This window comes from Mesorhizobium sp. M7A.F.Ca.US.005.03.1.1 (assembly GCF_003997975.1).
In the GTDB taxonomy this organism is placed as follows: Bacteria; Pseudomonadota; Alphaproteobacteria; order Rhizobiales; family Rhizobiaceae; genus Mesorhizobium; species Mesorhizobium ciceri.
This window is the reverse complement of record NZ_RZRO01000031.1, coordinates 17651-43640: the sequence shown is the minus strand read 5'-3', so window position 1 is coordinate 43640 and position 25990 is coordinate 17651. Positions and strand designations below refer to the sequence as shown.

Sequence of the window (25990 nt, the reverse complement as noted above, 5' to 3'; positions counted from 1 at the left end):
CCGGTCGCGCAAAGTTGATGGTCAAATGCCGCAATGCGGTCACCGGGGCCGATAACAACCGATCGGTGAGAAGCCGGGAAGCGGTGGCGGGCAGCAGGGCGGTTCCCGGGATTTTCTGGATGCGGAACTCTGGAGCCCGTTATGATTATCATATCCTTTTTCCAAGCGTCTTCACGCCACTCTCTCGGCCGGCGTGGACGTGCTGCAGCAATGGCCGCGGTCATGGCCTTGAGTGCGACGGTGACCGGCCCGCTGGTGCTGCCCGGAACACAGGCGCATGCGGCGGAAATTTCCGTCACCGTCCGCGAAAGGCTTTCGAACTATGGCGGATGGCGAACCTCCAGCCGCTTCGGCGATGTCTGGGTTCCCTCGGTGCATACCCAATGGCGGCCCTACACCGAAGGCAGGTGGGTCTGGACTGACAATGGCTGGTACTGGCAGTCCACCGAGCCATTCGGCGATGTCGTCTATCACTATGGCCGCTGGGCGTATGATCCCGATTTCGGCTGGGTGTGGATCGCCGGCGATCAATGGGCGCCAGCCTGGGTGGTCTGGCGTCAGGGCGGCAATGATGTCGGCTGGGCTCCGGCGCCGCCCGACGTCGGTGCCGCCTTCGACGACGCCTGGTGGTGTTTCGTGCCGGTGGCGGCGATCGGCGCGGTGGATCTGGTCAGGGTGGTGCGGCCGGTTCAGGAGAACGTCGTCATCGTGCGCAACACGACATTCATCAACCAGACGGTCGCGGTCAACAATGCGCCACGCGTGCGGCTTGGCAACCAGGTGGTTGCAATCAATGCCGGACCCCGGCTGCAGCAACTCCCGAAGCCAGTCATCGACTCGATCAAGGCGGCAAGACTGGTTCCTCCGCCCAAAGGCGTGTTTGCCAGTGCACGTCTCGATGCTTCCAGGGGCGCCGAAATCAAGAAGCTTGCCGGCAATGCAATGGGGAACGGGCAAATCGTGGCGGGCCCCAAGACTGCGATCGGCGGCAAGGCCATTTCCCCGGGCGCGGTGGCTGCCAGCAATCCAGCCGTCGTGAAGCCTGGCAACACTGTGCGCAAGCGGATGGTCGCCGGCAACGGCGCGAAGGCCGATGCGCTCAAGCTGCATGCCGACAGGACCGCGGGCGATGGACGTATCGTTGTCAAATCGTCGGCCAAACCGGGGTCGGCCAAGCCGGTCTCGGGGCAGCGTCCTGCACGCGGTGCCGGGCAACAGAAGCCGCATCAGCAGGCGATGGCAATGCATATGCCCCAGCACCATGGCCCGGCAAGGGTGGCACCTCACCATCCGCCAGCGAAGATGCAGGCGAGGAAGGTGTCCAGATGCGATCCGCGCGTTTCCCGCTGCAAGGCGCCGCGCTGATCGCCTCAATCGCGCCGGCACGCTGTGCGCGCCGGTGTGATTTTTCCCGTTGACAGGTCGCCTTGCCCGCCCTTAGTGTCCGCCACCATGAAAACAGCACTCATTCTCGTAGGAAAGCGCGTGGGCAAGGCGGTGTAACCGCCGGGCGAAAACCCCCCATGCGCAAGACACAGGCTCCCTCGGGGGCCTTTTTTATTGCCTGAAACACGACTAAACGACCAGCAAACGCCCAATGGCGACAGTACGGGACCAGACCGATGAGCAACGGACAGAACGAGCGGCGCGAGATGACGGGCGCCGAAATGGTGGTGCAGGCGCTGAAGGACAATGGCGTCAAGCATGTCTTCGGCTATCCCGGCGGCGCTGTCCTTCCGATCTATGACGAGATTTTTCAGCAAGACGAGGTCGAGCACATACTGGTGCGCCATGAGCAGGGCGCCGGCCATGCGGCGGAAGGCTATGCGCGTTCGACCGGTAAGGCCGGCGTGATGCTGGTGACCTCCGGCCCGGGCGCCACCAATGCGGTGACGCCGCTGCAGGACGCGTTGATGGATTCGATCCCGCTGGTCTGCCTGACCGGGCAGGTGCCGACCTCGCTGATCGGCTCGGACGCTTTTCAGGAATGCGATACGGTCGGCATCACGCGCCCCTGCACCAAGCACAACTGGCTGGTGAAGGACGTCAACGAGCTCGCCGCCACCATCCACGAGGCCTTTCATGTCGCGACCACCGGCCGTCCCGGTCCGGTCGTCGTCGACATCCCGAAGGATGTGCAGTTCGCCAAGGGATTCTATGTCCCGCCGCAGATCGCGCCACGCACCAGCTACCAGCCAAAGGTCCAGGGCGACCTGGAGAAGATCAAGGCGGCGGTCGAGTTGATGGCGGGCGCCAAGAAGCCGATCATCTACAGCGGCGGCGGCGTCATCAATTCCGGCCCGGAAGCGAGCCATCTGCTGCGCGAACTGGTCGATCTCACCGGTTTCCCGATCACCTCGACGCTGATGGGCCTCGGCGCCTATCCGGCATCAGGCAAGAACTGGATGGGCATGCTCGGCATGCACGGCACCTATGAAGCCAACATGGCCATGCATGATTGCGACGTGATGATCTGCATCGGCGCGCGCTTCGACGACCGCATCACCGGTCGGCTGACCGCCTTCTCGCCGAACTCGAAGAAGATCCACATCGACATCGATCCGTCGTCGATCAACAAGAACGTCCACACCGAGGTGCCGATCATCGGCGATGTCGGCCGGGTGCTGGAGGATATGGTGCGGCTGTGGCGGGCGAGCGCCAAGGCCGACAAGAAGGCGCTCTACCCCTGGTGGGAGCAGATCGCCAAATGGCGTGCGCGCGACTCGCTCGCCTACAAGATGAACAACGACGTGATCATGCCGCAATACGCCATCGAGCGGCTCTACGAACTGACCAAGGGCATGGACACCTACATCACCACCGAGGTCGGCCAGCACCAGATGTGGGCGGCGCAGCACTATCGTTTCGAGAAGCCGAACCGCTGGATGACGTCGGGCGGGCTGGGCACGATGGGTTATGGCCTGCCGGCAGCACTCGGCGTGCAGATCGCGCATCCCGACGCTTTGGTCATCGACATTGCCGGCGACGCTTCGGTGCAGATGACGATGCAGGAGATGAGCGCGGCGGTGCAGCACAATGCGCCGATCAAGATCTTCATCCTCAACAACCAGTATATGGGCATGGTGCGGCAGTGGCAGCAGTTGCTGCACGGCAACCGGCTGTCGCATTCCTATACCGAGGCGATGCCGGACTTCGTCAAGCTGGCCGAGGCCTATGGCGGCCACGGCATTCGCTGCGAAAAGCCGGACGAGCTGGACGACGCGATCAAGGAGATGATCTCGGTCAGGAAGCCGGTGCTGTTCGATTGCCGCGTGGCGACGCTCGCCAACTGCTTCCCGATGATCCCGTCGGGCAAGGCGCATAACGAGATGCTGTTGCCCGACGAGGCGACCGACGAGGCGGTGGCCAATGCCATCGACGCCAAGGGCAGGGAACTGGTGTAGCCGGCAGAACCAAGGCAGGGCTGTCGCGAGAAAGCCCTGCGCAAACAAAGAATTAGCTCAAGAGCTTGAAATCGAGATTCATGTCATGAACGCACAGCTACAACCGACCGGTTCGGCCTATTTTATCGCCAAGGAAACGGAAAAGCCGGAAAACCACACGCTTTCCGTGCTGGTCGACAATGAGCCGGGCGTGCTTGCCCGGGTCATCGGCCTATTTTCCGGGCGCGGCTACAACATCGAGAGCCTGACCGTCTCCGAGACCGAGCATGAAAAACACCTGTCGCGCATCACCATCGTGACGCGCGGCACGCCGCATGTGCTGGAGCAGATCAAGCACCAGCTGGAGCGCATCGTGCCGGTGCACCGCGTCGTCGACCTGACCGTGCGCTCGCATGAATCCGGCCAGGAGCGGCCGCTGGAGCGCGAACTGGCGCTGGTCAAGGTCGCCGGCCTCGGCGAGGCCCGGGTCGAGGCGCTGCGGCTGGCCGATGCGTTCCGCGCCAGCGTCATCGACGCCAACACCGAGCATTTCATCTTCGAGATCACCGGCAAGGGCTCCAAGATCGATCAGTTCATCGCCATCATGAAGCCGCTCGGCCTGGTCGAAATCTGCCGCACCGGCGTGGCGGCGTTGAACCGCGGCCCGCAGGCGATGTAGGCCTTCGGTGCTGGCGCCGGGCGCGCCAGCCAGCTTCCACAGTGAGGCTTCTGGCCCCGCTGTGGGCCGTCCGTGGGCCTTTGCGGGTTGCCTAGAAAAGACAACGATCCTGACTTGTCGGGGAGGATATCCATGTCGCTTGACGCTTTCCTTGCCCTGCTTGTCTACGCCTTGGTGACTTCGATCACGCCGGGGCCGAACAATCTCATGCTTCTGGCATCGGGCGTGAATTTCGGCATCGTCAGAACCGTTCCGCACATGCTTGGCATCAGCATGGGTTTCCTCGTGCTGCTGCTTGCCGTCGGTCTTGGCCTTGGCGCTGTGTTGACGGCGTTTCCGGCGCTGCATACCGCGCTCAAGATCGCCGGCGGCGCCTATCTTTTGTACCTCGCCTGGAAGATCGCCATGTCGCGCACGCTGACCGGCAAGGGCGAGACGAAGGCGCGGCCGATGCGCTTCATCGAGGCGGCTGCATTCCAGTGGGTCAATCCCAAGGCGTGGGTGATGGCGATCACCGCCATGGCCGTCTATGCCAATGCCGAGCACCCGTTCCTGTCGGTGGTGTTGATCGCTGTGGCCTTCACCATCGTTAATTTACCGAGCGTCTCGGTGTGGGCTGGGTTCGGCACCGCGCTGCGCGGTTTCCTGTCGGACCCGGTACGGCTGAAATGGTTCAACATCGCCATGGGCGTGCTGCTGGCGGCGACGCTTTGGCCGATGCTCAAATAGGTCGAGACGCGCACATTCTGGTCGTCTCAGGCCGGAAGGCGATGGCTCGCAAGCCGTCGGATGGGGATTCAGCCCGTGTTGCACATCCATTGTGCAGTGCACATTAAATCTTCGTAATGCCGTGTTTTGGCCCTTTTCCGACAAAGGCGCGTCCTATCTATTCGGCGAAATCGCGGCAACGGGCCGTGATTTGCGCTAGAGTAGAACCATCGGACCACGACGTGTCGGGTGGAGAGGGCCTTTGACCATGCGTGGAAAAGTCGTTCTTTCGTTGCTTGCCGTCGCCTGTGCGGGCGCGGCCTGGCTCTATGTGTCTCCGGACGCGCTGAGCAAGGCTCAGCAGCTCATCGGCGCAAAGCAGGTCGCTGCCGCGGACAAATCGGCAACCGGCAAGCCGGCAGCGGGCGACAAGGTGGCAGGTGGCGGCGGTGCCGCCCGCTCGGCTTCCATCCTCTCGGCCGTCGCCTCGACAGCCGATTTCCCGATCCGGCGTTATGCGATCGGCTTCGTCTCGTCTCCCGCCGTCGTCAACATCAACGCGCGGGTGTCCAGCCAGATCGTCTCGATCGACGTCAAGGATGGGCAGATGGTCAGGGTCGGCGACGTTCTGTTCTCGCTCGATGACCGGGCGCTGAAGGCGCAGCTGGCAAAGGATCAAGCGGCGCTCGCCAAGGATCAGGCGCTGCTTGCCAGTTCGAATTCCGATCTCCAGCGCGCCAAGGATCTGGTTGCCAAGCAGGCCGGCACGCAGCAGACCTACGACCAGGCCGTCGCCGCGCAGAAGGCTGCCGCTGCGACCGTTGACGCCGACAAGGCGACAATCGACGCCGACAATGTCCAGCTTGGCTTCGCCACGATCACGGCGCCGATTTCCGGCAGGCTGGGTGCGGTCAGCGTCGCCGTCGGCGATCTCGTCACCGTCAGCAATGGCAACAGCAGCACGGCGACCCCGCTGGTGACCATCACCCAGATGGACCCGCTGCAGGTCAACTTCAATCTGCCGGAAAGCAATCTCGCCCTGCTGCACAAGGCGCTTGCCAATCCGCAGCAGGGCGCGGTGACACTGACCAAGGATGGTGACCCGACGCCGATCGGCAAGGGCACGCTCGATTTCGTCGACTCCAGCGTCGACACCGCGTCGGGCACTATCGCGACGCGGGCAAGTATTCCCAATGCCGACCTTTCGCTATGGCCCGGCCAGTATGTGAATGTCGTGCTCGACGCCGGCATCATGCCGCAGATGACATCGGTTCCTACTGTCGCGGTGCAGCCAAGCCAGAAGGGCCCTTTCGTCTATGTGGTCAAGCCGGACAACACGGTCGAGATGCGGCCGGTGCACGTGGCGCTGACCGAAGGCGACAACAGCGCCATCAGCCAGGGGCTGAAAAGCGGTGAGAAGGTTGTCACCGAGGGCCAGACACGGCTGAAGGACGGCGCCGCGGTGCATGAAGGCAAGACCACGGCGGGTGCCGCTGCGCCCAAGGTGGCCGAGGCGACCAGGGTCGGCGAGGCCGCCCAATGATTTCCGAATTCTGCATACGCCGGCCCGTCGCCACCCTTCTGATGTCGTTCGCCCTCGTGCTGGGCGGGCTGTTCGCCTACAAGTTCCTGCCGGTGGCGGCACTGCCCAGCGCCGAATTCCCGGTGGTCAACGTCTCGGCCTCGCTGCCCGGCGCCTCGCCGGAAACCATGGCGACATCGGTGGCGACGCCGCTGATCAAGCAGTTCGCCACCATCGCCGGCATCGATTCGATCTCGACCACCAACTCGCTTGGCCAGACCTCGATCGCCATCCAGTTCGTGCTCAACCGCGACATCGACGCGGCGGCGGCCGACGTGCAGGCGGCGATCGCGCGCACGCAGAAATCATTGCCGTCGCAGATGACGGCGCCGCCGAGCTATCGCAAGGTCAATCCGGCCGACGCGCCGATCCTTTTGATGTCGCTGGTCAGCGACACGGTTCCGCTGACCGACCTCGATGCGTTCGCGGAAAACGTCATCTCGCCGTCGCTGTCGACCATCGACGGCGTGGCGCAGGTCTCGATCTTCGGCCAGCAGAAATACGCGGTGCGCATCCAGATCGACCCGACCGCGCTTGCCGCACGCGGCATCTCGATCGATCAGCTGCAGGCGGCGGTTGCCTCGGCCAACAGCAACACGCCGCTCGGCGTGCTCCAGAACGACAAGCAGCAGCTCACCATCACCGCCAACACGCAGCTGACCGACGCCGCCGGTTTCTCCAACATCATCATCGCCACCAAAAACGGTCACCCGGTACGGCTGGGCGAGGTGACCCGCGTGGTCGATTCGGTGCAGACGACCACGACGGCGAGTTGGTACGATGGCACCCGCGCGATCATCATGGCCGTGCAGCGTCAACCCGACGCCAACACTGTCGACGTCGTCGACAAGGTCAAGGCGATGCTGCCGTCCTTCAAGGACCAGATGCCGGCCGCCGCCGACATCAAGCTGCTTAACGACCGCTCCAGTTCGATCCGGCAGGCGGTCAGCGACGTGCAGTTCACGCTGCTGCTCACCATTGCCCTGGTCATCATGGTGATCTTCGTGTTCCTGCGCCGGGTGACGGCGACAATCATCCCGGCCGTGGCGGTGCCGATCTCGCTGATCGCCACGCTCGGCGCGATGTTCCTGTTCGGCTTTTCCATCGACAACATCTCGCTGATGGGCCTGACGCTGGCGGTCGGCCTCGTCGTCGACGACGCCATCGTGATGCTTGAAAACATCTTCCGCCACATGGAGGAGGACGGGCTGTCGGCCTTCGACGCCTCGCTGAAGGGCGCGCGCGAAATCGGCTTCACCATCATCTCGATCTCGATCTCGCTGGTGGCGGTTTTCATCCCCGTGCTGCTGATGGGCGGCGTCATCGGGCGCATCTTCAACGAGTTCGCCGTGGTGGTGACGGTCGCCATCCTGGCGTCGATGTTCGTGTCGCTGACGCTGACGCCGATGCTGTGCTCGCGGCTGCTGTCGGTGACCAAAGCCGACCGCGACAAGCATGGCCCCGGTCACAAGCAGGACCTCGTCACGCGCGGCTACGACAGGGTCTTGAGCTTCTGCCTGCGGCACACCTTCCTGGTGTTCCTCGTCTTCGTCGGCACCGCGGCAGCGTCGGTGTGGCTGATCCAGATCTCGCCGAAGGGTTTCTTCCCGCAGGAGGACATCGGCCAGATATCGGTGACCACCATCGCCCGCCAGGACATCTCGTTCGACGCCATGTCCAGGCTGCAAGGGCAGGTCGCCAGCGTCTTCTCGCATTCGCCCTATGTCGACCATGTGGCGTGGTCGGCGGGCAGCGGCAACAACGCGCTCAACCAGGGGCAGCTTTTCGTCCAGCTCAAGGGCAAGGACCAGCGTCCCGATATAGAGAAGGTGCTTGCGGATCTGCGCAAGCAACTGGCCGGCGTTGCTGGCATCGAGACCTACATGCAGCCGGTGCAGAATTTGAGGCTGGGCTCGCGGTCGTCCGCAAGCGCCTACCAGCTCGTGGTTCAGGGCCTTGATACCGGCCTCACCGATATTTGGGCGCAGAAACTGAACGACGCGATGGCGGCCGACCATGCGAACTTCACCGACGTCACCAGCGACCTGCAGAACAATGCGCTGCAGGCGACGCTGGTGGTGGATCGCGACAAGGCCGCCCAACTCGGTATCGATACCGACACGTTGCGCTCCGCCCTCTATGGCGGGTTCGGCACCGACCAGGTTTCGACCATCTTCGGTTCGGCCGACAGCTATGAAGTCATCACCGAGCTCGATCCCAAGATCGAGTGGTCGCCCGAGCGGATGCTGGCCATCCAGATGAGGACGGCGAGCGGCAGTCTTGTTCCGCTCGGCGCCTTCGCCCGCGTCGATCGCACGGCCGGCGCCCTGACCGTCAACCAGCTCGGCCAGCTTCCAGCCGTGACCATCTCCTACAATCTGCCGCAGGGCGTGGCGCTGGGCGACAGCGTGACACGCATCAATGCGCTGAAAGAGCAGATCGGCATGCCGACGGTGATCTCGACGACCTTTGCCGGCACGGCCAAGACCTTCCAGGATTCGCTGGCCAACCAGGGTTTTCTGATCGGCGGCGCAATCCTGACCATCTACATCGTGCTCGGCATCCTCTACGAAAGCTTCATCCACCCGCTGACCATCCTCACCGGCCTGCCGTCGGCCGTGCTGGGAGCGGTCGTTGCGCTGCGCTTCGCCGGCATGGATCTGTCGGTCATCGCGGTGATCGGCATCCTGATGCTGATCGGCATCGTCAAGAAGAACGGCATCATGATGGTCGATGTCGCGCTCGAACTGCGACGAGAAGGCATGTCGGCGACCGAGTCGATCCACAAGGCTTGCCTGATGCGCTTCAGGCCGATCATGATGACGACGCTGGCGGCACTCATGGGCACGTTCCCGATTGCGCTCGGCACCGGCGCCAGCGCCGAACTGCGCCAGCCGCTGGGCGTTGCCGTTGTCGGCGGCCTGCTTGCCTCGCAGGCACTGACCCTGTTCGTGACGCCGGTCATCTATGTCTACATGGAGAATTTCTCGGGCTGGCTGGTGGGGCTTTGGTCGAAGCGCAAGGGCGAGCCGGGCTCGGTCGAAGCGGGGGATCAGCCCTCGCTGTTCAAGCCCAGGGAAGACATGCTGCCCGAGCCGCAGCGGGCGGCCGCCGAATAGGGGGTAGAGCTGGCGCCATGGTCCGCTGGCCCAAGCCCTCATGCTTGCAGCGGCATCACTGCAAACGTAGTTTGTAGCCATGTCACACGATCATGATCACGACAACGAACTCGATCCGTTTGCCGCCCGCGTGCGTGCGCTGGAGACGATCCTCGCCCAGAAGGGTCTGATCGATCCGGCCGCGATCGACGTCATCGTCGACACCTACGAGACGAAGATCGGGCCGCGCAACGGCGCCAGGGTGGTGGCGAAAGCCTGGCGCGATCCAGCCTATGCCGACTGGCTGAAGCGCGATGCGACGGCGGCGATCGGCTCGCTAAGCTATACCGGCCGCCAGGGCGAGCACATGCAGGCGGTGTTCAACACGCAGGACACCCATAATCTCGTCGTCTGCACACTGTGCTCCTGCTATCCGTGGTCGGTGCTTGGCCTGCCGCCGGTCTGGTACAAGGCGCCGCCCTATCGTTCGCGCGCGGTGATCGATCCGCGCGGCGTGCTGGAGGAGTTCGGGCTGACGCTGCCGGCGGACAAGAAAATCCGCGTCTGGGATTCCACTGCCGAGCTGCGCTATCTCGTCGTGCCGATGCGGCCCGAGGGTACCAAGGGCTGGAGCGAGGAGCGGCTGGCGGAGCTGGTCAGCCGCGATGCGATGATCGGCACCGGCCTGGCCCAAAGACCTGGAATAGAGGGGCAGCCGGCATGAACGGGCCGCAAGATCTCGGCGGACAGATGGGGTTCGGCCCGGTCGCGCCGGAAAAGGACGAACCTTACTTCCATGCCGCCTGGGAAAGGCGGGCGCTCGGCGTGACGCTGACTGCCGGCGCCATGGGCGCGTGGAACATCGACGAGAGCCGGCATGCACGGGAATCGCTGCATCCGGCTGTCTACTATTCATCGAGCTACTACGAGATATGGATCAAGGCGCTGGAGGTGCTGTTAAAGCGCCATGGCTTCGTCAGCCAGCGCGATCTCGAAGCGGGCAAGGCAGTCGATCCAGCAGCGACTCCCAAGAGGGTGCTGAAGGCGGAAAACGTGCCCGCGGTGTTGGCCAAGGGCAGCCCTTGCGACCGGCCGGTGGCGCAAGCGGCGCGGTTCAAGGCGGGCGACGCCGTGCGGACCAAAAACTTCAACCCGACCGGCCACACGCGGCTGCCGCGCTACGCACGCGGCAAGCACGGCGTGATCGAGGCGGTGCACGACGGTTTTGTTTTTCCCGACAGCAACGCGCATGGACACGGCGAAAATCCGCAATGGGTGTACACCGTGGTTTTCGAAGGATCGGAGATCTGGGGCGAGGGCGCCGACCCGACGCTTGTTGTGTCGATCGACGCCTGGGAGAGCTATCTTGAGCCGGCGTGATGGCCCCGCCGATTTGCCGCCGGGCGCCGATGCGCCTGTTTTCGCCGAGCCATGGCAAGCCGAAGCCTTCGCCATGACGGTTGCGCTGCACGACAAGGGCCTGTTTTCGTGGAGCGAGTGGGCGCAGGCACTGTCGGCAGAAGTGAAGAGACCGGGCGCCGCAGCGGACGGCCATGATTATTACGAACATTGGCTGGCTGCGTTGGAAAAGCTGCTTGCCTCAAAAGGTCTGGCCGCCAAGTCCGATGTCGATGCGATGGCAGAGGCATGGGAACGCGCCGCGCATGCCACCCCGCACGGCAAGCCGATCCTGCTGGAGAACGATCCTGGACCCTGACAGCAGGCTGCGAGCAGCCAGGCCAAAAAGATCAGTTTAGTCTTCCGTTATCTCAGTCCGGATTTCGCTCCTGCACTCAGTTGCAAATATTGGGGCCACCAGCGACCATATCCCCATGATGGAAAAGCCTGCCGCGCCCTGGCCTTTGCTGCAAATCGCGATCGAGCCGAAATCGAAGGCCGATCAGGAGCGGCTGCGTATCGCCTTGGCGAAGCTGGCGGACGAGGATGCTTTCTTCCGCGTCATGCAAGACGAGGAATCGGGCCAGACCATTATCGCCTTCATGGACGAACTCCACCTCGACATCATCATTGACCACCTGCGTCGCGAGTCCCAGGTCGATGTGAATATTGGTTCTCCACAAGTGGCCTATCGCGAGACGATCACCCGTACGCACAAGCAGGACTTCACGCACAAGAGGCAGTCCGGCGGCACCGGTCAGTTCGCCCGCGTCAAGATCATGTTCGAGCCGAACGCGGACAGCGCGGACTCCGTGTTCGAGTCCAGGATCGTCGGTGGTGCGCTTCATGGCGAATACATTGCGGGCGTCGAAAAGGGGCTGCGCAGCATATTGTCCTCAGGTCCATTTGCGGGCTTCCCGATGATCGGCGTCAAGGCGTTGCTGATGGATGGCGCTTTTCACGATCCCGATTCCTCGGCTCTGGCTTTCGAGATCGCCGGCCGCGCCTGCTTTCGCGAAGCCGCGCCACGCCTCGGCGTGCAGTTGCTCGAGCCGATCATGAAGGTCGAAGTAATGACTTCAGCAACCCATGTCGGCAACGTCATCGCCGAACTGCAAAGCCGCCGTGGCCAGATCCTGAGTCGGGAAATCCGCGGCGTGGTCGTCGTCGTCAACGCGACAGTGCCGCTTAGAAATATGTCCAAGCTGGAGGATGCACTCCGGTCCTGTTCGAACGGGCAGGCACGGTTGAGCGTCAGCTATGCCGGATACGCTCCCGTTCCGCTACCACCCGACGACCGCGACCCGCGGGCCGCCATGGCCATTGCCTGAATTTCGCTTCCAGCCGACGTGGTCGGTTGTTCCCTTTACGTTCTTGTCTGTGCCTGATAGCCTGACCCGTCGGCGGCACTGAAGCGTCCCGGCGCATCGATGATGATGGCGGCTGTCTTGTCTTTCCCTTGCGAATCCGGTCTCTCGCGCTGATGGAATTCTCTCCCCAACAGGACGAGGCGCTGCAAGCGGTCGCCCGCTGGCTGAAGATCGGCCAGCCGCAGCTGTTCCGGCTGTTCGGCTATGCCGGCACCGGCAAGACGACGCTGGCGCGCTATTTCGCCGAACATGTCGACGGCCAGGTGCAGTTCGCCGCCTTCACCGGCAAGGCGGCGCAGGTGCTGCGCTCCAAGGGCGCGGTCAACGCCCGCACCATCCATTCGCTGATCTATAGGCCGAAAGGCGAGGAATCGGTGTCGGACGAAGTCACCGGCAAGACCTCGATGTCGCCGACCTTTTCGCTCAACCGTCAAAGCCCGATCTCGCGCGCCAAGCTGGTCGTCATCGATGAATGCTCGATGGTCGACGAGCAGCTCGGCCGTGACCTGATGAGTTTTGGCACGCCGATCCTGGTGCTTGGCGATCCCGGCCAGCTGCCGCCGATCTCGGGCGGCGGCTTCTTCACCGACCACGAGCCGGATTTTCTGCTCACCGAAATCCACCGGCAGGCGCGCGACAACCCGATCCTGCGGCTGGCGCTCGATGTGCGCGAGGGCCGCGAGTTCATGCGTGGCGACTATGGCACGGCGCAGGTGATCGGCAAGGAAGACGTTACCCAGGAACTGGTGCTGAAGGCGGACCAGGTGCTGGTCGGCACCAATCGCACGCGGCGCCGCTACAATCAGCGGCTGCGCGAGCTCAAGGGCTTCAACGCCGACTATCCGCAGGCCGGCGACAAGCTCGTCTGCCTGCGCAACGATCCGGCAAAGGGCCTGCTCAACGGCTCGCTGTGGAAGGTGATGACATCGTCGCGCGAGACGGTGAAGCCCGGCATCAACCTTCTGGTGTCGCCGGAAGAGGACGATCCGGATCGCGGCGTCGCCAAGATCAAGCTGCTCAAGGCGGCGTTCGAGGATCCGGACGCCGATATCCCCTGGCAGCAGAAGAAGCGCTTCGACGATTTCGACTATGGCTACGCGCTGACCGTGCACAAGGCGCAGGGCTCACAGTGGAACGAGATCGTGCTGTTCGATGAAAGCTGGGCCTTCAAGGAAACCCGCCAGCGCTGGCTCTACACCGCCATCACGCGGGCGGCCGAGCGGCTGACGATCGTCAGGTAGGGGCGCCGGATGCTGTTGCCCCGATAGGCTGTGCGGCAAGCCATTGCCAGGCGGCAGCCTCGTCCTCCGCCCTGAAATGCCTGATTTCGATGGGCGGTGAGGACGGCAGAAAGCGTTGTGCGTCCGCTATCCAGTCCGGTTCGCCGATCGTCGCGCAACGGTCGACATGTTCCAATGCATGAATGGCGCCCTGCTTCAGGGTCTCGTCAGCGATGTCGGCCCAGTCGACGCCGTCGTGGTCGACGAGGCGCACCAGCACATCGACGCGCGGATGCAGGGCGTAGGCTGCCTCCAGCAATCCGAAAAGATTTTCACCATCGGCCGCGGAAACGTGCCCGACGACATCGATGGCGAAAAGGTCGTCACGGCTGGTCTCGATACGGCGGATTGCCGGCACCTCATCAAGAAAATTCATCGGCGCTACCTTTCCCCGCTGGTTCATCAGGCTTGGAACACCCGAAACCCCCAGTCTGTTCCCACCAAAGGCATTACTGTTCCCGTCAAAGGCATTATAGGTGGGCGCGTCTAACGATTTCCGAGGCCACCCGCATGCCTGCAAAGCTCTCCGTCAACCTCAATGCCATCGCCATGCTGCGCAACCGGCGCGACCTGCCGTGGCCCAGCGTCACCGGCATCGGCCGCATCGCGCTGGCGGCCGGAGCGCATGGGCTGACGGTGCATCCACGCCCCGACGAACGGCATACAAGACACTCCGATGTGCCTGAGATCCGGTCGCTGATCGACGACGAGTTTCCGGGCGCGGAATTCAACATCGAGGGCTATCCGACCGAGGATTTCCTGTTGCTTGTGGAAAAGCATCAGCCCGAACAGGTGACTTTGGTGCCGGACGATCCGGCTCAGGCGACATCGGACCATGGCTGGAACTTCGCTACCCAGGCCGCGTTCCTCACACCGATCGTCAAGCGCCTGAAGAAGGGGGGCTTTCGCGTGTCGCTGTTTTCCGATCCGGATCCCGATTGGGTGGCGGCCGCGCGCGACACCGGCGCCGACCGCATCGAGCTCTATACAGGTCCATATGGCAGCTATCACACAGATTCCGCCAAAGCCGCCAAAGAGCTGGAAAGGCTGGGAAAAACCGCTGACGCCGCGCTTGCCGCCGGGCTGCAGGTCAATGCCGGGCACGATCTGGTGGTCGGCAACCTGCCGGCGCTGGTCAAGCGCATTCCGGCATTGGCCGAAGTGTCGATCGGACATGGGTTGACAGCCGACGCGTTGGAGTATGGCATGGCCGGTACGGTGGGTCGGTTCCTCAAGGCCTGCGGATGGTAGCGATGGGCAGCCTCGCATGGCAGGCATGGCAGCCATTACGCGACGGCACTTGATATTGCATCGCAGCAAGCGTAGAGCACCGCGCGCTTATCGGAGTGTCGTCCATGGCCCTTACCAATACTGGTAGTGAGGCAGAACCCGTCGAACAATCGAGCCATTCGGAAGTCGAACAGCACAGCACCAAGGTTCTGATGCTGGGCGCGCTCGGTGTCGTCTATGGGGATATCGGCACCAGTCCGATCTACGCCTTTCGCGAGGCGCTGGTGGCATCTTCCGGCGGACAGGTGGCCGACCGCGGTGACATCCTGGGCGTTTTGTCGCTGATCATCTGGTCGCTGACCATCATCGTCACCATCAAATACATCATGTTCGTGCTGCGGGCGAACAACCGCGGCGAGGGCGGCGTGCTGTCGCTGATGGCGCTGGCGCGCGGCAGTTTCCCCAAGCGCTCGGCGCTGATGCTCGGCATCGGCATCGTCGGGGCGTCGCTTTTCTTCGGCGACGCCGTCATCACGCCGGCGATTTCGGTGCTGTCGGCGGTCGAAGGCATGAACGTCGTCACGCCGACCTTCCAGCCTTATGTCGTGCCGCTGACACTGGTCATTCTCGCCATGGTGTTCGCGGTGCAACGTTTCGGCACGGGCGGCGTGGGATTGGTGTTCGGTCCCGTGACGGCGGTGTGGTTCCTGGCGATCGGCCTTTCCGGCCTCAACCACATCATCGCCGATCCGGAAATCCTGTGGGCGATCAGCCCGCACTACATCGTCGCATTCCTGATCAATTCGCCCGATGTCGCTTTCGTCACCATCGGCGCCATCTTCCTCGCCGTGACCGGCGCCGAGGCGCTCTATGCGGATCTCGGCCATTTCGGCCGCAAGCCGATCGTGCTCGCCTGGCTGTGGGTCGTGTTTCCGTGCCTGCTGCTCAATTATGCCGGGCAGGGCGCTTTCGTGCTGGCCAAGAACGGCGTCGTCGGCCATCCGTTCTTCGAAATGAATGAAGGCTGGACGCTGATCCCGATGGTCGTGCTGGCGACCGCCGCCACGGTCATCGCCAGCCAGGCGGTGATCTCGGGCGCCTTCTCGTTGACCAGGCAGGCGGTGCAGCTCAATATGCTGCCGCGCCTGGAAATTCTGCATACGTCGGAGAAACAGTCCGGCCAGATCTACATGCCGCGCGTCAACCTGCTGCTGGCGCTGGTGGTGATGATGCTGGTGGTGGGCTTCGGCGAGTCCAGCAGGCTGGCATCGGCCTACGGCATCTCGGTGACCGGCAACATGCTGGTGACCACGGTGCTGTTGTTTGTGGTCATGACGCGGATCTGGAAATGGAAGCTGTGGCTGGCGGTCTCGCTGACGGCGCTGTTCGGCTTCATCGACGTCGGTTTCTTTGCCTCCAACATCGTCAAGGTGTTTGAGGGCGGCTGGGCATCGCTGGCCGTTGCCTTCACCATTGTGCTGGCCATGTGGACCTGGGTGCGCGGCAGCCGCTATCTGTTCGACAAGACCCGCCGCAACGAGATCCCGCTCGATTTCCTCGCCGGCAATCTGTTGAAGAAGAAGCCGCAGCTGGTGTCAGGCACCGCCGTGTTCCTGACCAGCGATCCGCTCAGCGCGCCAACCGCACTGATGCACAGCCTGAAGCACTACAAGGTGCTGCATGAGCAGAACGTCATCCTTTCAGTGGTGACCGCGCCGCAGCCGGTGGTGCCCGACAGCGACCGGGTCAAGATGGAGACGGTCAACGAGCTGTTCATGCGCGTGACTCTGACCTTCGGCTACATGGAGCAGCCCAACATCCCGCGCGCGCTGGCGATCTGCCGCAAGCAGGGCTGGAAATTCGACATCATGACGACTTCGTTCTTCCTGTCGCGGCGTTCGCTCAAGGCCTCGCCCAATTCCGGCATGCCGGTGTGGCAGGACCGGCTGTTCATCGGCCTGGCGCGCACGGCGGCCGACGCGACGGAGTATTTCCAGATCCCGACCGGGCGCGTGGTGGAGATCGGCACTCAGGTGGCCATCTAGGACATGCCGATATTCAGGTGAGGCCGGCCTGCGAACGGCAGGTTCCTGCGCTTCCGGTACTCACGGACCAAGTGTCCGCTCCGTTCCGGTTCTCGGAACCCACATTCTCGGTCCAGCCTGACCTGAATCTCGATATGTCCTGGCGAATGAGCTGTGTCTTGCGGCACAGTCCATGTCACTCCGCTTCAACCGGCCAGCGCGGCCTTGTTCGCCTCGAGGAACTGCTTCAGCGTTTTTGGCTTGCGGCCGGAAAGCGTCTCGATCGCGTCGGTCACCATGGGGATGCGGCCGGAGCGCGTGTTGACGTCGAAGGACACGATGACTTCAGCAAAATCCTCGGGAACGCCTGATGCCTTTACCCCTTCGGTGAGCGCTTCATCCGGAACCTGCAGGACATCGAGCGACTTGCCGGTGACCTCGCTTACCAGGGCGGCAATCTCTGCCGTGGTGTAGGCGTGCGGACCGGTCAAGGTGTAGGTCTTGCTTTCGTTTGAAGCGCCAGCGAGGCTGGCGGCGATCGCCGCTGCCATGTCGTCGCGCGCACCGTGGGCAATGCGCCCGTCGCCGGCCGACGTGTACCATTTTCCCGAGGCGATCGCGTGCGGGAGGGCCATGAACAGGTTTTCCTGGTACCAGCCGTTGCGGAAGATCGTGTAGGGGATGCCGCTCGCCTTGATCGCCTGCTCGGTGCTGTAGTGGTCATCTGCAAACAGGACTGGCGATACCGGCTCCGGATTGGGCATCGAGGTGTAGAGCAGATGCGAAATGCCGGCATTTTTGGCCGCGGCGACGGCATTTTCGTGCTGCTTCAGGCGCCTGCCGCTTTTGAGATCGAGATCGCCGGTCGAAATGATCAGCACCTTGTCGGCGCCTTTGAATGCGGTTTCCAGCGACGCCGCGTCGTTGAAGTCGGCGGCCCTGACAACGACGCCGCGCAGCGCCAGATCGGCCACGCTTTCCGGATTGCGTGTGGCGGCGATGATGTTTGCCGGTGGAACTTTGTGCTTGTCCAGGAGATATTGGATGACGCCGCGGCCGAGCTGGCCGGAAGCGCCGGTGACGAGAAGGGTTTCGCTCATGGAAGGTCCTGACATTGCGCCGCTAAGGCGGTTCGAGTGGCAGTCTCAAAAAGAGACCAGCACTAAAATAGGAATTGACGTGGTGCCGTAAAGAAGGCAGTTTTTCGGGAGGTAGGCACACGCAGGGAACCAGCCATGGACGGCAAGGTCATCAATCTGAAATCGAAGTTGGAGGTCTATAAGGCCATCTCAGGCGGCGGCAATATTGCCAATTGTCCGGTTCGCGAGGTCATTCAAGGGGTGAGCGGCAAATGGAGATCGCTGCTGATGATGGCGCTGGCTGAAAAACCCTATCGCTTCGGCGAGTTGCGGCGCCTTGTGCCCGACATTTCGCAACGCATGCTGACGCAGACGCTGTACGATCTTCAGCGCGATGGCTATGTGCATCGTGAGGTGTTCCCGACCAAACCACCGAGCGTCGAATACAGCCTGACCGATCTCGGGCGCTCTATGTTCGGCGCCTTTCACCAATTGATTCTGTGGGCCGAACTCAACCATGATGCGGTGCGCGCAGCGCGCGCCGATTTTGATGCGTCCCAGGCTTGAACGGCCGCCAAGGCCCAGGCTTGAACGACCGCTAAAGCCCCAGGGTGCGGCTTGATTTCGCCGGGCTGCTGAAGGATTGTCCCGGCCAGTTCGGCTTTGGGGGCATTGGCATTTCCTACGACATCGCAATAGCAGGCGCCGGGCCGGCGGGACTGGCCATGGCGCTCTATCTCAAGCGCGCCGGGCATCAGGTCACGGTCTTTGAGCGCTTCGATGAGCCGAAGCCGGTCGGCTCCGGGCTGATCCTGCAGCCGACAGGGCTGACGGTGCTGGCCGATCTTGGCCTGCTTGACGACATGCTGGCGCTGGGCAGCCGCATCGACCGCCTGCATGGCGCCGATGCCACCACAGGCCGTACCGTGCTCGATGTCCGCTACGATGCGCAGCGCGGTGGCCGCTTCGGGCTGGCGGTGCACCGGGCGGCCTTGTTCGGCGTGCTCTTCCGCGCCGCCCAACGCGAAGCGATCGCCATCGAAACCGGCGTCGAGGTCGAGGCCTTGGAGACGGGCGAACGGACGACGCTGATCTGCGGCAACGGACGAAGGGCGGGGCCGTTCGACCTCGTCATCGACGCCAGCGGTTCGCGCTCGAAACTGCGCGGCGCAAGCGCTGCAGGCGAGCCACGACCGCTCACCTATGGCGCGTTCTGGGCCTCGCTTGGCTGGCGCGGCGACGGTTTCGATGAGCGCGCGCTGCTGCAACGCTACGACAGAGCGAGCGTGATGATCGGCGTGCTGCCGATCGGCCGGCCGCAGCCGGGCGCTGAAAAGATGGCGGCCTTCTTCTGGAGCCTGAAGCCGTCGAACGCCGATGAGGTGCGCGTCCGGGGCCTGGATGCCTGGAAGGAGAGGGTGATCCGGCTGTGGCCGCAGAGCGAGGCGTATGTCAGCCAGATCGACAGTTTCGACCAGCTCTCGCTGGCGCGCTATGGCCACCACACGATGAAGCGGCCGGTTGGGCGGCGGCTGGCCATCATCGGCGACGCGGCGCACTCGACCAGCCCGCAGCTCGGGCAAGGGGCCAACATGGCGCTGCTCGATGCCGCGGCGCTCAGCCATGCGCTGGCGCGGACGGACAGTATCGAAGCGGCACTTGAAGCCTATGCGAGGGCGCGGCGCTGGCATGTCCGCATCTTCCAGGCGCTGTCGCTGGCGTTCACGCCGTTCTACCAGTCGGATTCGGTGGCGCTGCCCTTCATCCGCGACAGGCTTGTGGCGACGGTGGCAAAAATCCCGCCGGCGCCGCAGTTTCTCGCCTCGATGGTGGCCGGCACCGTAATCGATCCGTTCAAGCGGATAGGACTGGTCGAAGCGCGGTGGCCGGATCGTTTTGGCCAATGAGGCTCGAAAGGTACGATCCCTTTGCCCGCAGGAAGGTATGCAGGCGCTGTGGGTAGTCCGGCGCCACGGCTTGCCTGATCGACGGGCGTTCACTCAAAGCCTGGCGCCAGGCGCGGACGAGGGGCTTACGGTCAAGAATGCCGAAATCACCGATCCGGTCGAAGACATCGAGATAGCGGAAGACCGGACCGTAAACGGCGTCGACCAGCGAAAAGTGCTTGCTGGCGAACCAGGGGCCGCCAGGCTCGTCCGCCAGCTCGGCTTCGAGACGGTCGAACATGGCGGACAGCGCGCTGGATTCGTCAAGGAAGCCGGCCTCGGTCGATGTTGAATAGAACCGGCCGATGGCATTGAGGGTTGCCGAACCGAACTCGATCCAGGCGCGATGCCGGGCGCGGGCATAGGGATCGGCAGGGTGGAGGGGATTGGCCTGCGTCTCTTCGAGGAATTCGAGGATGACGGCCGATTCGAAGATCACCGTTTCCTCGCCATTTCGCTGCACGCGCAGCAGCGGCACCTTGCCGAGCGGCGAGATCGCCTTGAACCAGTCCGGCTTGTTGGCGAGGTCGATATCGACGCGTTCGAACGGCACGCCCTTTTCGGTGAGCGAAATCGCGGCGCGCTGCACATAGGGGCAGAGGTGATGGCTGACGAGAATGAGCTTGTCGGCGCGTTTGCAGATTTCGTGTTTCATCGGATTGGCTTTCCCTGATTAATGCAATTGCATCTATGTAGATGCATATGCATTGATCGTCAAGCTTGATGCAATTGCATCTATCGTCTAAGGTGCGCCATGACCGAGAAAGCCGCGCCTTCGCCCGAAGCCATCAAGGCCTGGGCTCGCCTGATGCGCGTATCGCGCCAGTTGATGGAGAGCGCCGAAGAGGCGTTGAAGGCCGCCGGTCTGCCCCCACTTGCCTGGTACGACGTGCTGCATGAACTCGCCGAGGCGGGCGAGGGCGGGCTGCGGCCGTTCCAGCTCATCGAGCACACGCTGTTCGCGCAATACAACATTTCGCGCCTGCTGACCCGGCTCGAGGCCGATGGGCTCGTCGAGAAACTGCCGGTGGCCGATGACGGCCGTGGCCAGACCATCCGCATCGCGGCCAAGGGGCGAGAGACACGCCGCCAGATGTGGGCTGTCTACGGACGCTCGATCGCCGAACTGGTTGGCGCCAAACTGTCGGCGGATGAGCTGACCATGGTCTCGGCACTGCTTGGACGGTTGCGCCATCCGCCAGCCAGCGATTAAGCGAGCCTGTCGCGCCAGCGCCTGTCCATTTTGCAGATATTTTGCTCTCGTCCTCTTGCGCACGGCCTCGGATCGCGCAATATGCAGAACCGTAACGTACGGTACGGCTTATCGGGAATGCCGACCTTTCGAGAGAAGAGCGTGTTGCACATCGTGCCTGACATCGACACCAGCGAAGCGCTGACAGAGCGGCAGAAGGCCGTGCTCGACGCGGCGTTGCGGCTGCTGGTCGAAGAGGGCGACCAGCTGACCATGACCGCCGTGGCGCGCCGCGCCAGCTGTTCCAAGGAAACGCTCTACAAATGGTTCGGCGACCGCGACGGGCTGCTGACGGCGACGGTGCAATGGCAGGCCTCTAAAGTGCGGGTGGCACCGGTCGACCGCAAGGGGCTCGATCTTGCCTCGCTGACCGCGAGCCTCGAGCGCTTCGCCTCGGATTGGCTCAAGGTGATTTCCAGCGACACGTCGATCGCGCTCAATCGGGTGGCGGTCAGCCATGCGGGCTCCGGCAAGGACAATCTCGGCGCCGTGGTGCTGGAGAACGGCCGCTTCGCATTGGCCAAGCGGCTGAAGCCGGTGCTCGAGGCCGGCCGACGGACCGGGCTTTTGGATTTCGCGGATGCCGAGACGGCGTTCCGCACCTTTTTCGGGCTGGTCGCCCGCGATGTGCAGATCCGTCTGCTGCTCGGCGACCGGCTGGAATTGACTGAGGCGGCGATCGGCGGCGATGCCGCGCGGGCGACGCAGCAGTTTCTCGCTCTTCATGGAGCAACAACCGGCCGCAAGGCCCTAGAGCCGGATGATTTCAGGTCAAGTCGACCTGAAATCTGAATCCGTCTCTAAATCAAGAAGATAGAGCATGATGTCGTCCGAAAACCGCTTCACACTTTTCGGCATCATGCTCTGATTTATAAACGGGAAGGAAGACAAAATGCGCGTCTATTACGATCGTGATGCCGATCTCAATCTGATCAAGGGCAAGAAGGTCGCCATCATCGGCTATGGCAGCCAGGGCAGGGCGCATGCGCTCAACCTCAAGGATTCCGGCGCCAAGGAGATCGCCATCGGCCTCAAGGCCGGCTCGGCAACCGCCAAGAAGGTCGAGGCCGACGGTCTCAAGGTGATGAGCGTGGCGGACGCGGCCAAATGGGCCGACCTGATGATGATGGCAACGCCGGACGAACTGCAGGCCGACATCTACAAGAACGAGATCGCCCCGAACATCCGCGATGGTGCCGCGATCGCCTTCGCGCACGGCCTCAACGTGCATTTCGGCCTGATCGAGCCGAAGTCGACGGTCGACGTCGTCATGATCGCGCCGAAGGGTCCCGGCCACACGGTGCGCGGCGAATACCAGAAGGGCGGCGGCGTGCCGTGCCTGGTCGCCGTCAACCAGGATGCCTCGGGCAATGCGCTCGACCTGGCACTGTCCTACGCCTGCGGCGTCGGCGGCGGCCGTTCGGGCATCATCGAGACCAATTTCCGCGAGGAATGCGAGACCGATCTGTTCGGCGAGCAGGTCGTGCTGTGCGGCGGCTTGGTCGAGCTGATCCGGGCCGGTTTCGAGACGCTGGTGGAAGCCGGCTACGCGCCTGAGATGGCCTATTTCGAGTGCCTCCACGAGGTCAAGCTGATCGTCGACCTGATCTATGAAGGCGGCATCGCCAACATGAACTACTCGATTTCGAACACCGCCGAATGGGGCGAATATGTCTCGGGTCCGCGCATCATCACCGCCGAGACCAAGGCCGAGATGAAGCGCGTGCTGAAGGACATCCAGACCGGCAAATTCACCTCGGAGTGGATGCAGGAGTACCGCGCCGGCATGTCCCGCTTCAAGGGCATCCGCCGCAACAATGACAGCCACCAGATCGAGGAAGTCGGCGCCAAGCTGCGCGCGATGATGCCGTGGATTTCCAAAAACAAGCTGGTCGACAAGGCGAAGAACTGAGCGAAATCCACAAGCGCTCGAAAATAGCAGCTTCCATGAACAAGAAACGGCGCCACGTGGCGCCGTTTTTTCATTCTGTCGGTCAGCTCAGCTACAGGGCCAGCCCATCAATAGGGTGAGTAGCACTGCTGGCGCGGGCCGTTGTAGGGCTGGAACGTGTTGTCGTAGGCCCGGTACGACCGGTAGCGGTTGTAGCACCATTGGACATGGGCGCTCGAAAGCCGTCCCGCGCGGTAGTAGCGGCGCGGCGCCGGCCGGTCATAGTAGTCGTAGTTGTTGTACATGCTGCCGAGGCCAAGCCCCAGGCCAAGGCCCAGGATCGCGGCACTCGCGCCATCATCGTAGTAACGGCCGCCGCGATAGTGATGGCGACCATGGCGCCAACGCCAGTTGTCTCCACCATTCCAGTGACCGCCGCCGCCGTGCCAGTGCCGACGGCCGCCGTCCCAATTGCCCGACCGGCGCCATCTCCAATTGTCGTTGTTGAACTGACGGTTGTTGTTGCCGCCCGCCCAGCTGTCGCGGACCGGCGTGACATTCGGCGCCGCGGTGCTGGTGGGAATCGACAGGTCCGGTTGCATGATCGGGCCGGCGGCGGACGGTGCCGTGACGCCGGAGAGGATACCCAGGGCTAGCAGCCCCGATTTGACCGTGGAAGAAAAGAGCGAATTCATTGCACTCTCCAAGAGTTACAGGCCCCACGCCCACCCGAGGAATGGGGCAACAATGGATGTTTGCATCTGAACGGCGGATGAACGGAAAGGTTCCGTCAACCATGACGCGAACGCACCCAGGACCAATCGATCTCAGATGGTGGTCCTGCGCGCTTGTTTTCCGAAGCACTTGCGGGCAAAGGTCATGGCATGTCGCTGCGCCTTGCCACCTTCAATGTCGAGAACCTGATGAACAGGTTCGATTATTCCGGCTATCGCAACCAGCTCAACGAGGATCGAACGCTGGCGCTGTTCGATATCCAGAGCGAGGCGGAATACAGGATGCTGGAGCAGGCCCGCGCCATCGCCCAATCCGACGACACGCGCCAGCTGACGGCGCTGGCAATCGCTGCCACCCGGGCCGACATCATCTGCATGCAGGAGGTCGACAACATCGAGGCGCTGAAGGCCTTCGAATATGGCTATCTGTTCAAGATGGTGGGGCAGGGCTACCGGCAGAAATACACCACATCGGGCAATGATTCACGCGGCATCGACGTTGCCGTGATGATGCGCAATGAGACCGCCCAGGGCCAGCCGATCGAATTCGTGCGCATGACCAGCCACGCCTATGTCACCTACGAGCAGTTCGGGCTGCACACGCCGGAACTCGAGGCACTGGGCAATCAGGCCAATGAGCGCATTTTCCGGCGCGACTGCCTGGAGATCGACGTCACCGTGGGCGGCGTGCCGCTGACGCTCTATCTCGTGCATTTCAAGTCGATGGGTTCGCCGCGCAACGGGCTCGACGGGCGCGAGGCGACGATGCCGGTGCGCATCGCGGAGGCGCAGGCCGTGCGGCGCATCATCGAGGAGCGCTTCGGCAAGGACTATGCCGCCGACAAACGCTGGGCAATCTGCGGCGACATGAACGATTACCGCCAGCGTGTGAAGGTGGCCGGCGATGCGATCGACGGCTATCGCTTCGAGGTCGTCGACGAAGCCCTGTCCTGCATCAACGTGCTGACGGCCGGCGGCTTCTGCGAAAACGTCGTCGAGCGGCGGCCGGAGATGAACCGCTGGAGTTTCTACCACACGCGCGGACCGGAAGAGCGGCATCTGTGCCAGCTCGACTACATCCTGCTGTCGAAGGGGCTCGCCGCCAGCAACGCGACGGCTGTTCCCGACATCATCCGCAACGGCCAGCCCTGGCGCACCATCTTTCCGCCGGGGCAGGAAGTGGAGCGGTTTCCGCGTGCCGGCTGGGACCGGCCGAAGGCGTCGGACCATTGCCCGGTGGCGATCACGCTGGACATGACCTGACGCATGAGTTTCGACCTGCCACGCAACGTCATCCTGCCGGTCGACGCCATCGACGTCCGGCTCGATCCCGGTCCGCACCCGTTCGCAAGGGACAATGCAGAGGCGATCGCCGAGAACTGGCAGCACGAAATCGCTGCCAATCCGGCGCTGTTCGACGGCATGGTGGTGCTGCTGTCGCAGCTTGCCTACCGCGACAACCGTCTCGCCGGCCGCTGCCATGCGGTCAACTATTCGACTTTCATGCTGTGGCGGAAGCGGCGCGAGAATTCGGGCGCCGAGCATGCCTATGCCCATGCCATGCTGGTGGCTGCCGACAATGCGCTGGTGGCGATCCGCATGGGTCCGCACACGGTCAACGCCGGCCGCGTCTATTTTGCCGCCGGCTCATTCGAGCCGGTCGATTTTCGCGATGGCCTGGTCGATGTCGATTTCAACATGATGCGTGAGGTGCGCGAGGAAACAGGGCTCGACCTGTCAGGTGCTGAACGCGGCAAGCGCTACCATGCCATGTCGAGCAACAGTGGCACGGTGATCTTCCGCCGCTACCACGCGGCGGCGCCCGCCGACGAGATCGCCCAGCGCATCTCAGCCTTCGTCGCCACCGAAACCGAGCCGGAGATCGACGGGCCAGTGATCATCCGCCATGCCGCCGACCTGCCGGTCGGCCTGTCACCGCACATGAAGCCGCTGATCGAGTGGCATTTCGCAAACGGGAGTTAAGGGCGCGTCTTGTTCTGTGCCGCGTTGCGATCGTTGCGGGCGGCGACGAGGAACAGGATGAAGCCGATGCCCAGCAAACCGCCCATCGCCATTCCCATGGTCTGGCCGACGACTGCCTGAAAATCGGCTGTGACGCGATCGGGATTGGCCATGCCGAAGCGGGCGAGATACCACCAGATGCCTGCAAGGAAGGCCTCGATGATGACCATCGCCAGGATCAGTCGCGCCTTCTTGCTCATTGGCTATTCCTCCACCCAAGCGTGAATTGCCCTAGCATCATGAACGGCGCGACGACAGTGGCGGGGCTGGGTGGAAATGTCGAAGATTGTGCAAAAACCCGTCGGAGCGCCGGC

The 25990-nt window shown here is 63.1% G+C and carries 24 protein-coding genes and 1 pseudogene; 20 read left to right on the top strand and 5 right to left on the bottom strand.

The window, feature by feature from the left end; all coding sequences use genetic code 11:
* Nucleotides 1-222 precede the first annotated feature (222 nt).
* From EN990_RS15395 to EN990_RS15345, 11 genes and pseudogenes are all read left to right on the top strand, one after another.
* Complete coding sequence (locus tag EN990_RS15395) at nt 223-1365, top strand: DUF6600 domain-containing protein (RefSeq protein ID WP_245469184.1); 1143 nt, start codon at nt 223-225, stop codon at nt 1363-1365.
* Nucleotides 1366-1622: 257 nt separating this feature from the next.
* On the top strand, nt 1623-3404 hold the full coding sequence (locus EN990_RS15390) for an acetolactate synthase 3 large subunit (protein ID WP_082826477.1): 1782 nt from the start codon (nt 1623-1625) through the stop codon (nt 3402-3404).
* 85 nt (nt 3405-3489) lie between these two features.
* Complete coding sequence (ilvN, locus tag EN990_RS15385) at nt 3490-4062, top strand: acetolactate synthase small subunit (protein WP_127369654.1); 573 nt, start codon at nt 3490-3492, stop codon at nt 4060-4062.
* Between the two features lie 132 nt (nt 4063-4194).
* On the top strand, nt 4195-4791 hold the full coding sequence (locus EN990_RS15380; protein WP_024501399.1) for a LysE family translocator: 597 nt from the start codon (nt 4195-4197) through the stop codon (nt 4789-4791).
* A gap of 247 nt (nt 4792-5038) precedes the next feature.
* Nucleotides 5039-6313 carry an efflux RND transporter periplasmic adaptor subunit gene (locus tag EN990_RS15375; protein WP_127385509.1) on the top strand — a complete coding sequence of 425 codons (1275 nt, stop codon included), beginning with the start codon at nt 5039-5041 and terminating at the stop codon, nt 6311-6313.
* Nucleotides 6310-9471, top strand: coding sequence for an efflux RND transporter permease subunit (locus EN990_RS15370; protein ID WP_127385510.1), 3162 nt, complete (start codon nt 6310-6312; stop codon nt 9469-9471). Before EN990_RS15375 ends, EN990_RS15370 begins: the two co-directional genes overlap by 4 nt.
* Nucleotides 9472-9550: 79 nt before the next feature.
* Nucleotides 9551-10174, top strand: a complete 624-nt coding sequence (gene nthA / locus EN990_RS15365) for a nitrile hydratase subunit alpha (RefSeq protein ID WP_127369810.1) — start codon at nt 9551-9553, stop codon at nt 10172-10174.
* The gene (gene nthB, locus EN990_RS15360) at nt 10171-10830 is read left to right on the top strand and encodes a nitrile hydratase subunit beta (RefSeq protein WP_027160578.1); all 660 of its coding nucleotides are present in this window, start codon (nt 10171-10173) and stop codon (nt 10828-10830) included. The genes nthA and nthB overlap by 4 nt, the downstream gene beginning before the upstream one ends.
* The gene (locus tag EN990_RS15355) at nt 10817-11167 is read left to right on the top strand and encodes a nitrile hydratase accessory protein (RefSeq protein WP_027160577.1); all 351 of its coding nucleotides are present in this window, start codon (nt 10817-10819) and stop codon (nt 11165-11167) included. The genes nthB and EN990_RS15355 overlap by 14 nt, the downstream gene beginning before the upstream one ends.
* 115 nt (nt 11168-11282) lie before the next feature.
* Nucleotides 11283-12179 (top strand): annotated as a pseudogene (gene fusA, locus EN990_RS15350) (elongation factor G); the annotation flags it as partial.
* A gap of 152 nt (nt 12180-12331) precedes the next feature.
* On the top strand, nt 12332-13459 hold the full coding sequence (locus tag EN990_RS15345; protein WP_127369873.1) for an ATP-dependent RecD-like DNA helicase: 1128 nt from the start codon (nt 12332-12334) through the stop codon (nt 13457-13459).
* Here the strand turns inward: EN990_RS15345 and EN990_RS15340 are convergent.
* A complete protein-coding gene (locus EN990_RS15340) occupies nt 13452-13874 on the bottom strand; it encodes an STAS/SEC14 domain-containing protein (RefSeq protein ID WP_127369872.1) in 423 nt (140 codons plus the stop codon). The genes EN990_RS15345 and EN990_RS15340 overlap by 8 nt on opposite strands.
* Nucleotides 13875-14008: 134 nt before the next feature.
* Between EN990_RS15340 and EN990_RS15335 the strand changes: the two genes are divergently transcribed.
* The gene (locus EN990_RS15335; RefSeq protein ID WP_127369871.1) at nt 14009-14749 is read left to right on the top strand and encodes a pyridoxine 5'-phosphate synthase; all 741 of its coding nucleotides are present in this window, start codon (nt 14009-14011) and stop codon (nt 14747-14749) included.
* Nucleotides 14750-14853: 104 nt separating this feature from the next.
* Nucleotides 14854-16773, top strand: a complete 1920-nt coding sequence (locus EN990_RS15330; RefSeq protein ID WP_127385429.1) for a potassium transporter Kup — start codon at nt 14854-14856, stop codon at nt 16771-16773.
* Nucleotides 16774-16958: 185 nt separating this feature from the next.
* Here EN990_RS15330 and EN990_RS15325 read toward each other — a convergent pair whose 3' ends face one another.
* On the bottom strand, nt 16959-17852 hold the full coding sequence (locus EN990_RS15325; RefSeq protein WP_127388321.1) for an SDR family oxidoreductase: 894 nt from the start codon (nt 17850-17852) through the stop codon (nt 16959-16961).
* 135 nt (nt 17853-17987) lie between these two features.
* Here EN990_RS15325 and EN990_RS15320 point away from each other — a divergent pair, with 135 nt between their 5' ends.
* Together EN990_RS15320 and EN990_RS15315 are read left to right on the top strand one after the other, a co-directional pair.
* Entirely contained in the window at nt 17988-18398 is a 411-nt protein-coding gene (locus EN990_RS15320; RefSeq protein WP_013531060.1) for a helix-turn-helix domain-containing protein, read from the top strand.
* Nucleotides 18399-18442: 44 nt separating this feature from the next.
* The gene (locus EN990_RS15315; RefSeq protein WP_127368758.1) at nt 18443-19738 is read left to right on the top strand and encodes an NAD(P)/FAD-dependent oxidoreductase; all 1296 of its coding nucleotides are present in this window, start codon (nt 18443-18445) and stop codon (nt 19736-19738) included.
* Here EN990_RS15315 and EN990_RS15310 read toward each other — a convergent pair.
* Complete coding sequence (locus tag EN990_RS15310; protein ID WP_027160572.1) at nt 19686-20432, bottom strand: glutathione S-transferase family protein; 747 nt, start codon at nt 20430-20432, stop codon at nt 19686-19688. The two genes, EN990_RS15315 and EN990_RS15310, sit on opposite strands and share 53 nt — an antisense overlap.
* 99 nt (nt 20433-20531) lie before the next feature.
* Here EN990_RS15310 and EN990_RS15305 point away from each other — a divergent pair, with 99 nt between their 5' ends.
* From EN990_RS15305 to ilvC, 3 genes are all read left to right on the top strand, one after another.
* Complete coding sequence (locus tag EN990_RS15305; RefSeq protein WP_064993769.1) at nt 20532-20990, top strand: MarR family winged helix-turn-helix transcriptional regulator; 459 nt, start codon at nt 20532-20534, stop codon at nt 20988-20990.
* Nucleotides 20991-21107: 117 nt separating this feature from the next.
* Nucleotides 21108-21821, top strand: a complete 714-nt coding sequence (locus EN990_RS15300; protein WP_244514306.1) for a TetR/AcrR family transcriptional regulator — start codon at nt 21108-21110, stop codon at nt 21819-21821.
* A gap of 100 nt (nt 21822-21921) precedes the next feature.
* Nucleotides 21922-22941, top strand: a complete 1020-nt coding sequence (gene ilvC, locus EN990_RS15295) for a ketol-acid reductoisomerase (RefSeq protein WP_013531065.1) — start codon at nt 21922-21924, stop codon at nt 22939-22941.
* Between the two features lie 107 nt (nt 22942-23048).
* Here ilvC and EN990_RS15290 read toward each other — a convergent pair whose 3' ends face one another.
* Nucleotides 23049-23615 carry a BA14K family protein gene (locus EN990_RS15290; RefSeq protein ID WP_013531066.1) on the bottom strand — a complete coding sequence of 189 codons (567 nt, stop codon included), beginning with the start codon at nt 23613-23615 and terminating at the stop codon, nt 23049-23051.
* A gap of 189 nt (nt 23616-23804) precedes the next feature.
* Here EN990_RS15290 and EN990_RS15285 point away from each other — a divergent pair, with 189 nt between their 5' ends.
* Together EN990_RS15285 and EN990_RS15280 are read left to right on the top strand one after the other, a co-directional pair.
* A complete protein-coding gene (locus EN990_RS15285) occupies nt 23805-24917 on the top strand; it encodes an endonuclease/exonuclease/phosphatase family protein (protein ID WP_024501382.1) in 1113 nt (370 codons plus the stop codon).
* A 3-nt stretch (nt 24918-24920) separates the two neighbouring features.
* A complete protein-coding gene (locus EN990_RS15280) occupies nt 24921-25637 on the top strand; it encodes a hypothetical protein (protein WP_127368757.1) in 717 nt (238 codons plus the stop codon).
* On the opposite strand, the gene EN990_RS15275 is transcribed toward EN990_RS15280, so the two are convergent.
* Nucleotides 25634-25876: a hypothetical protein gene (locus tag EN990_RS15275; protein WP_127368756.1), complete on the bottom strand. Its 243-nt coding sequence runs from the start codon at nt 25874-25876 to the stop codon at nt 25634-25636. The two genes, EN990_RS15280 and EN990_RS15275, sit on opposite strands and share 4 nt — an antisense overlap.
* Nucleotides 25877-25990 lie beyond the last annotated feature (114 nt).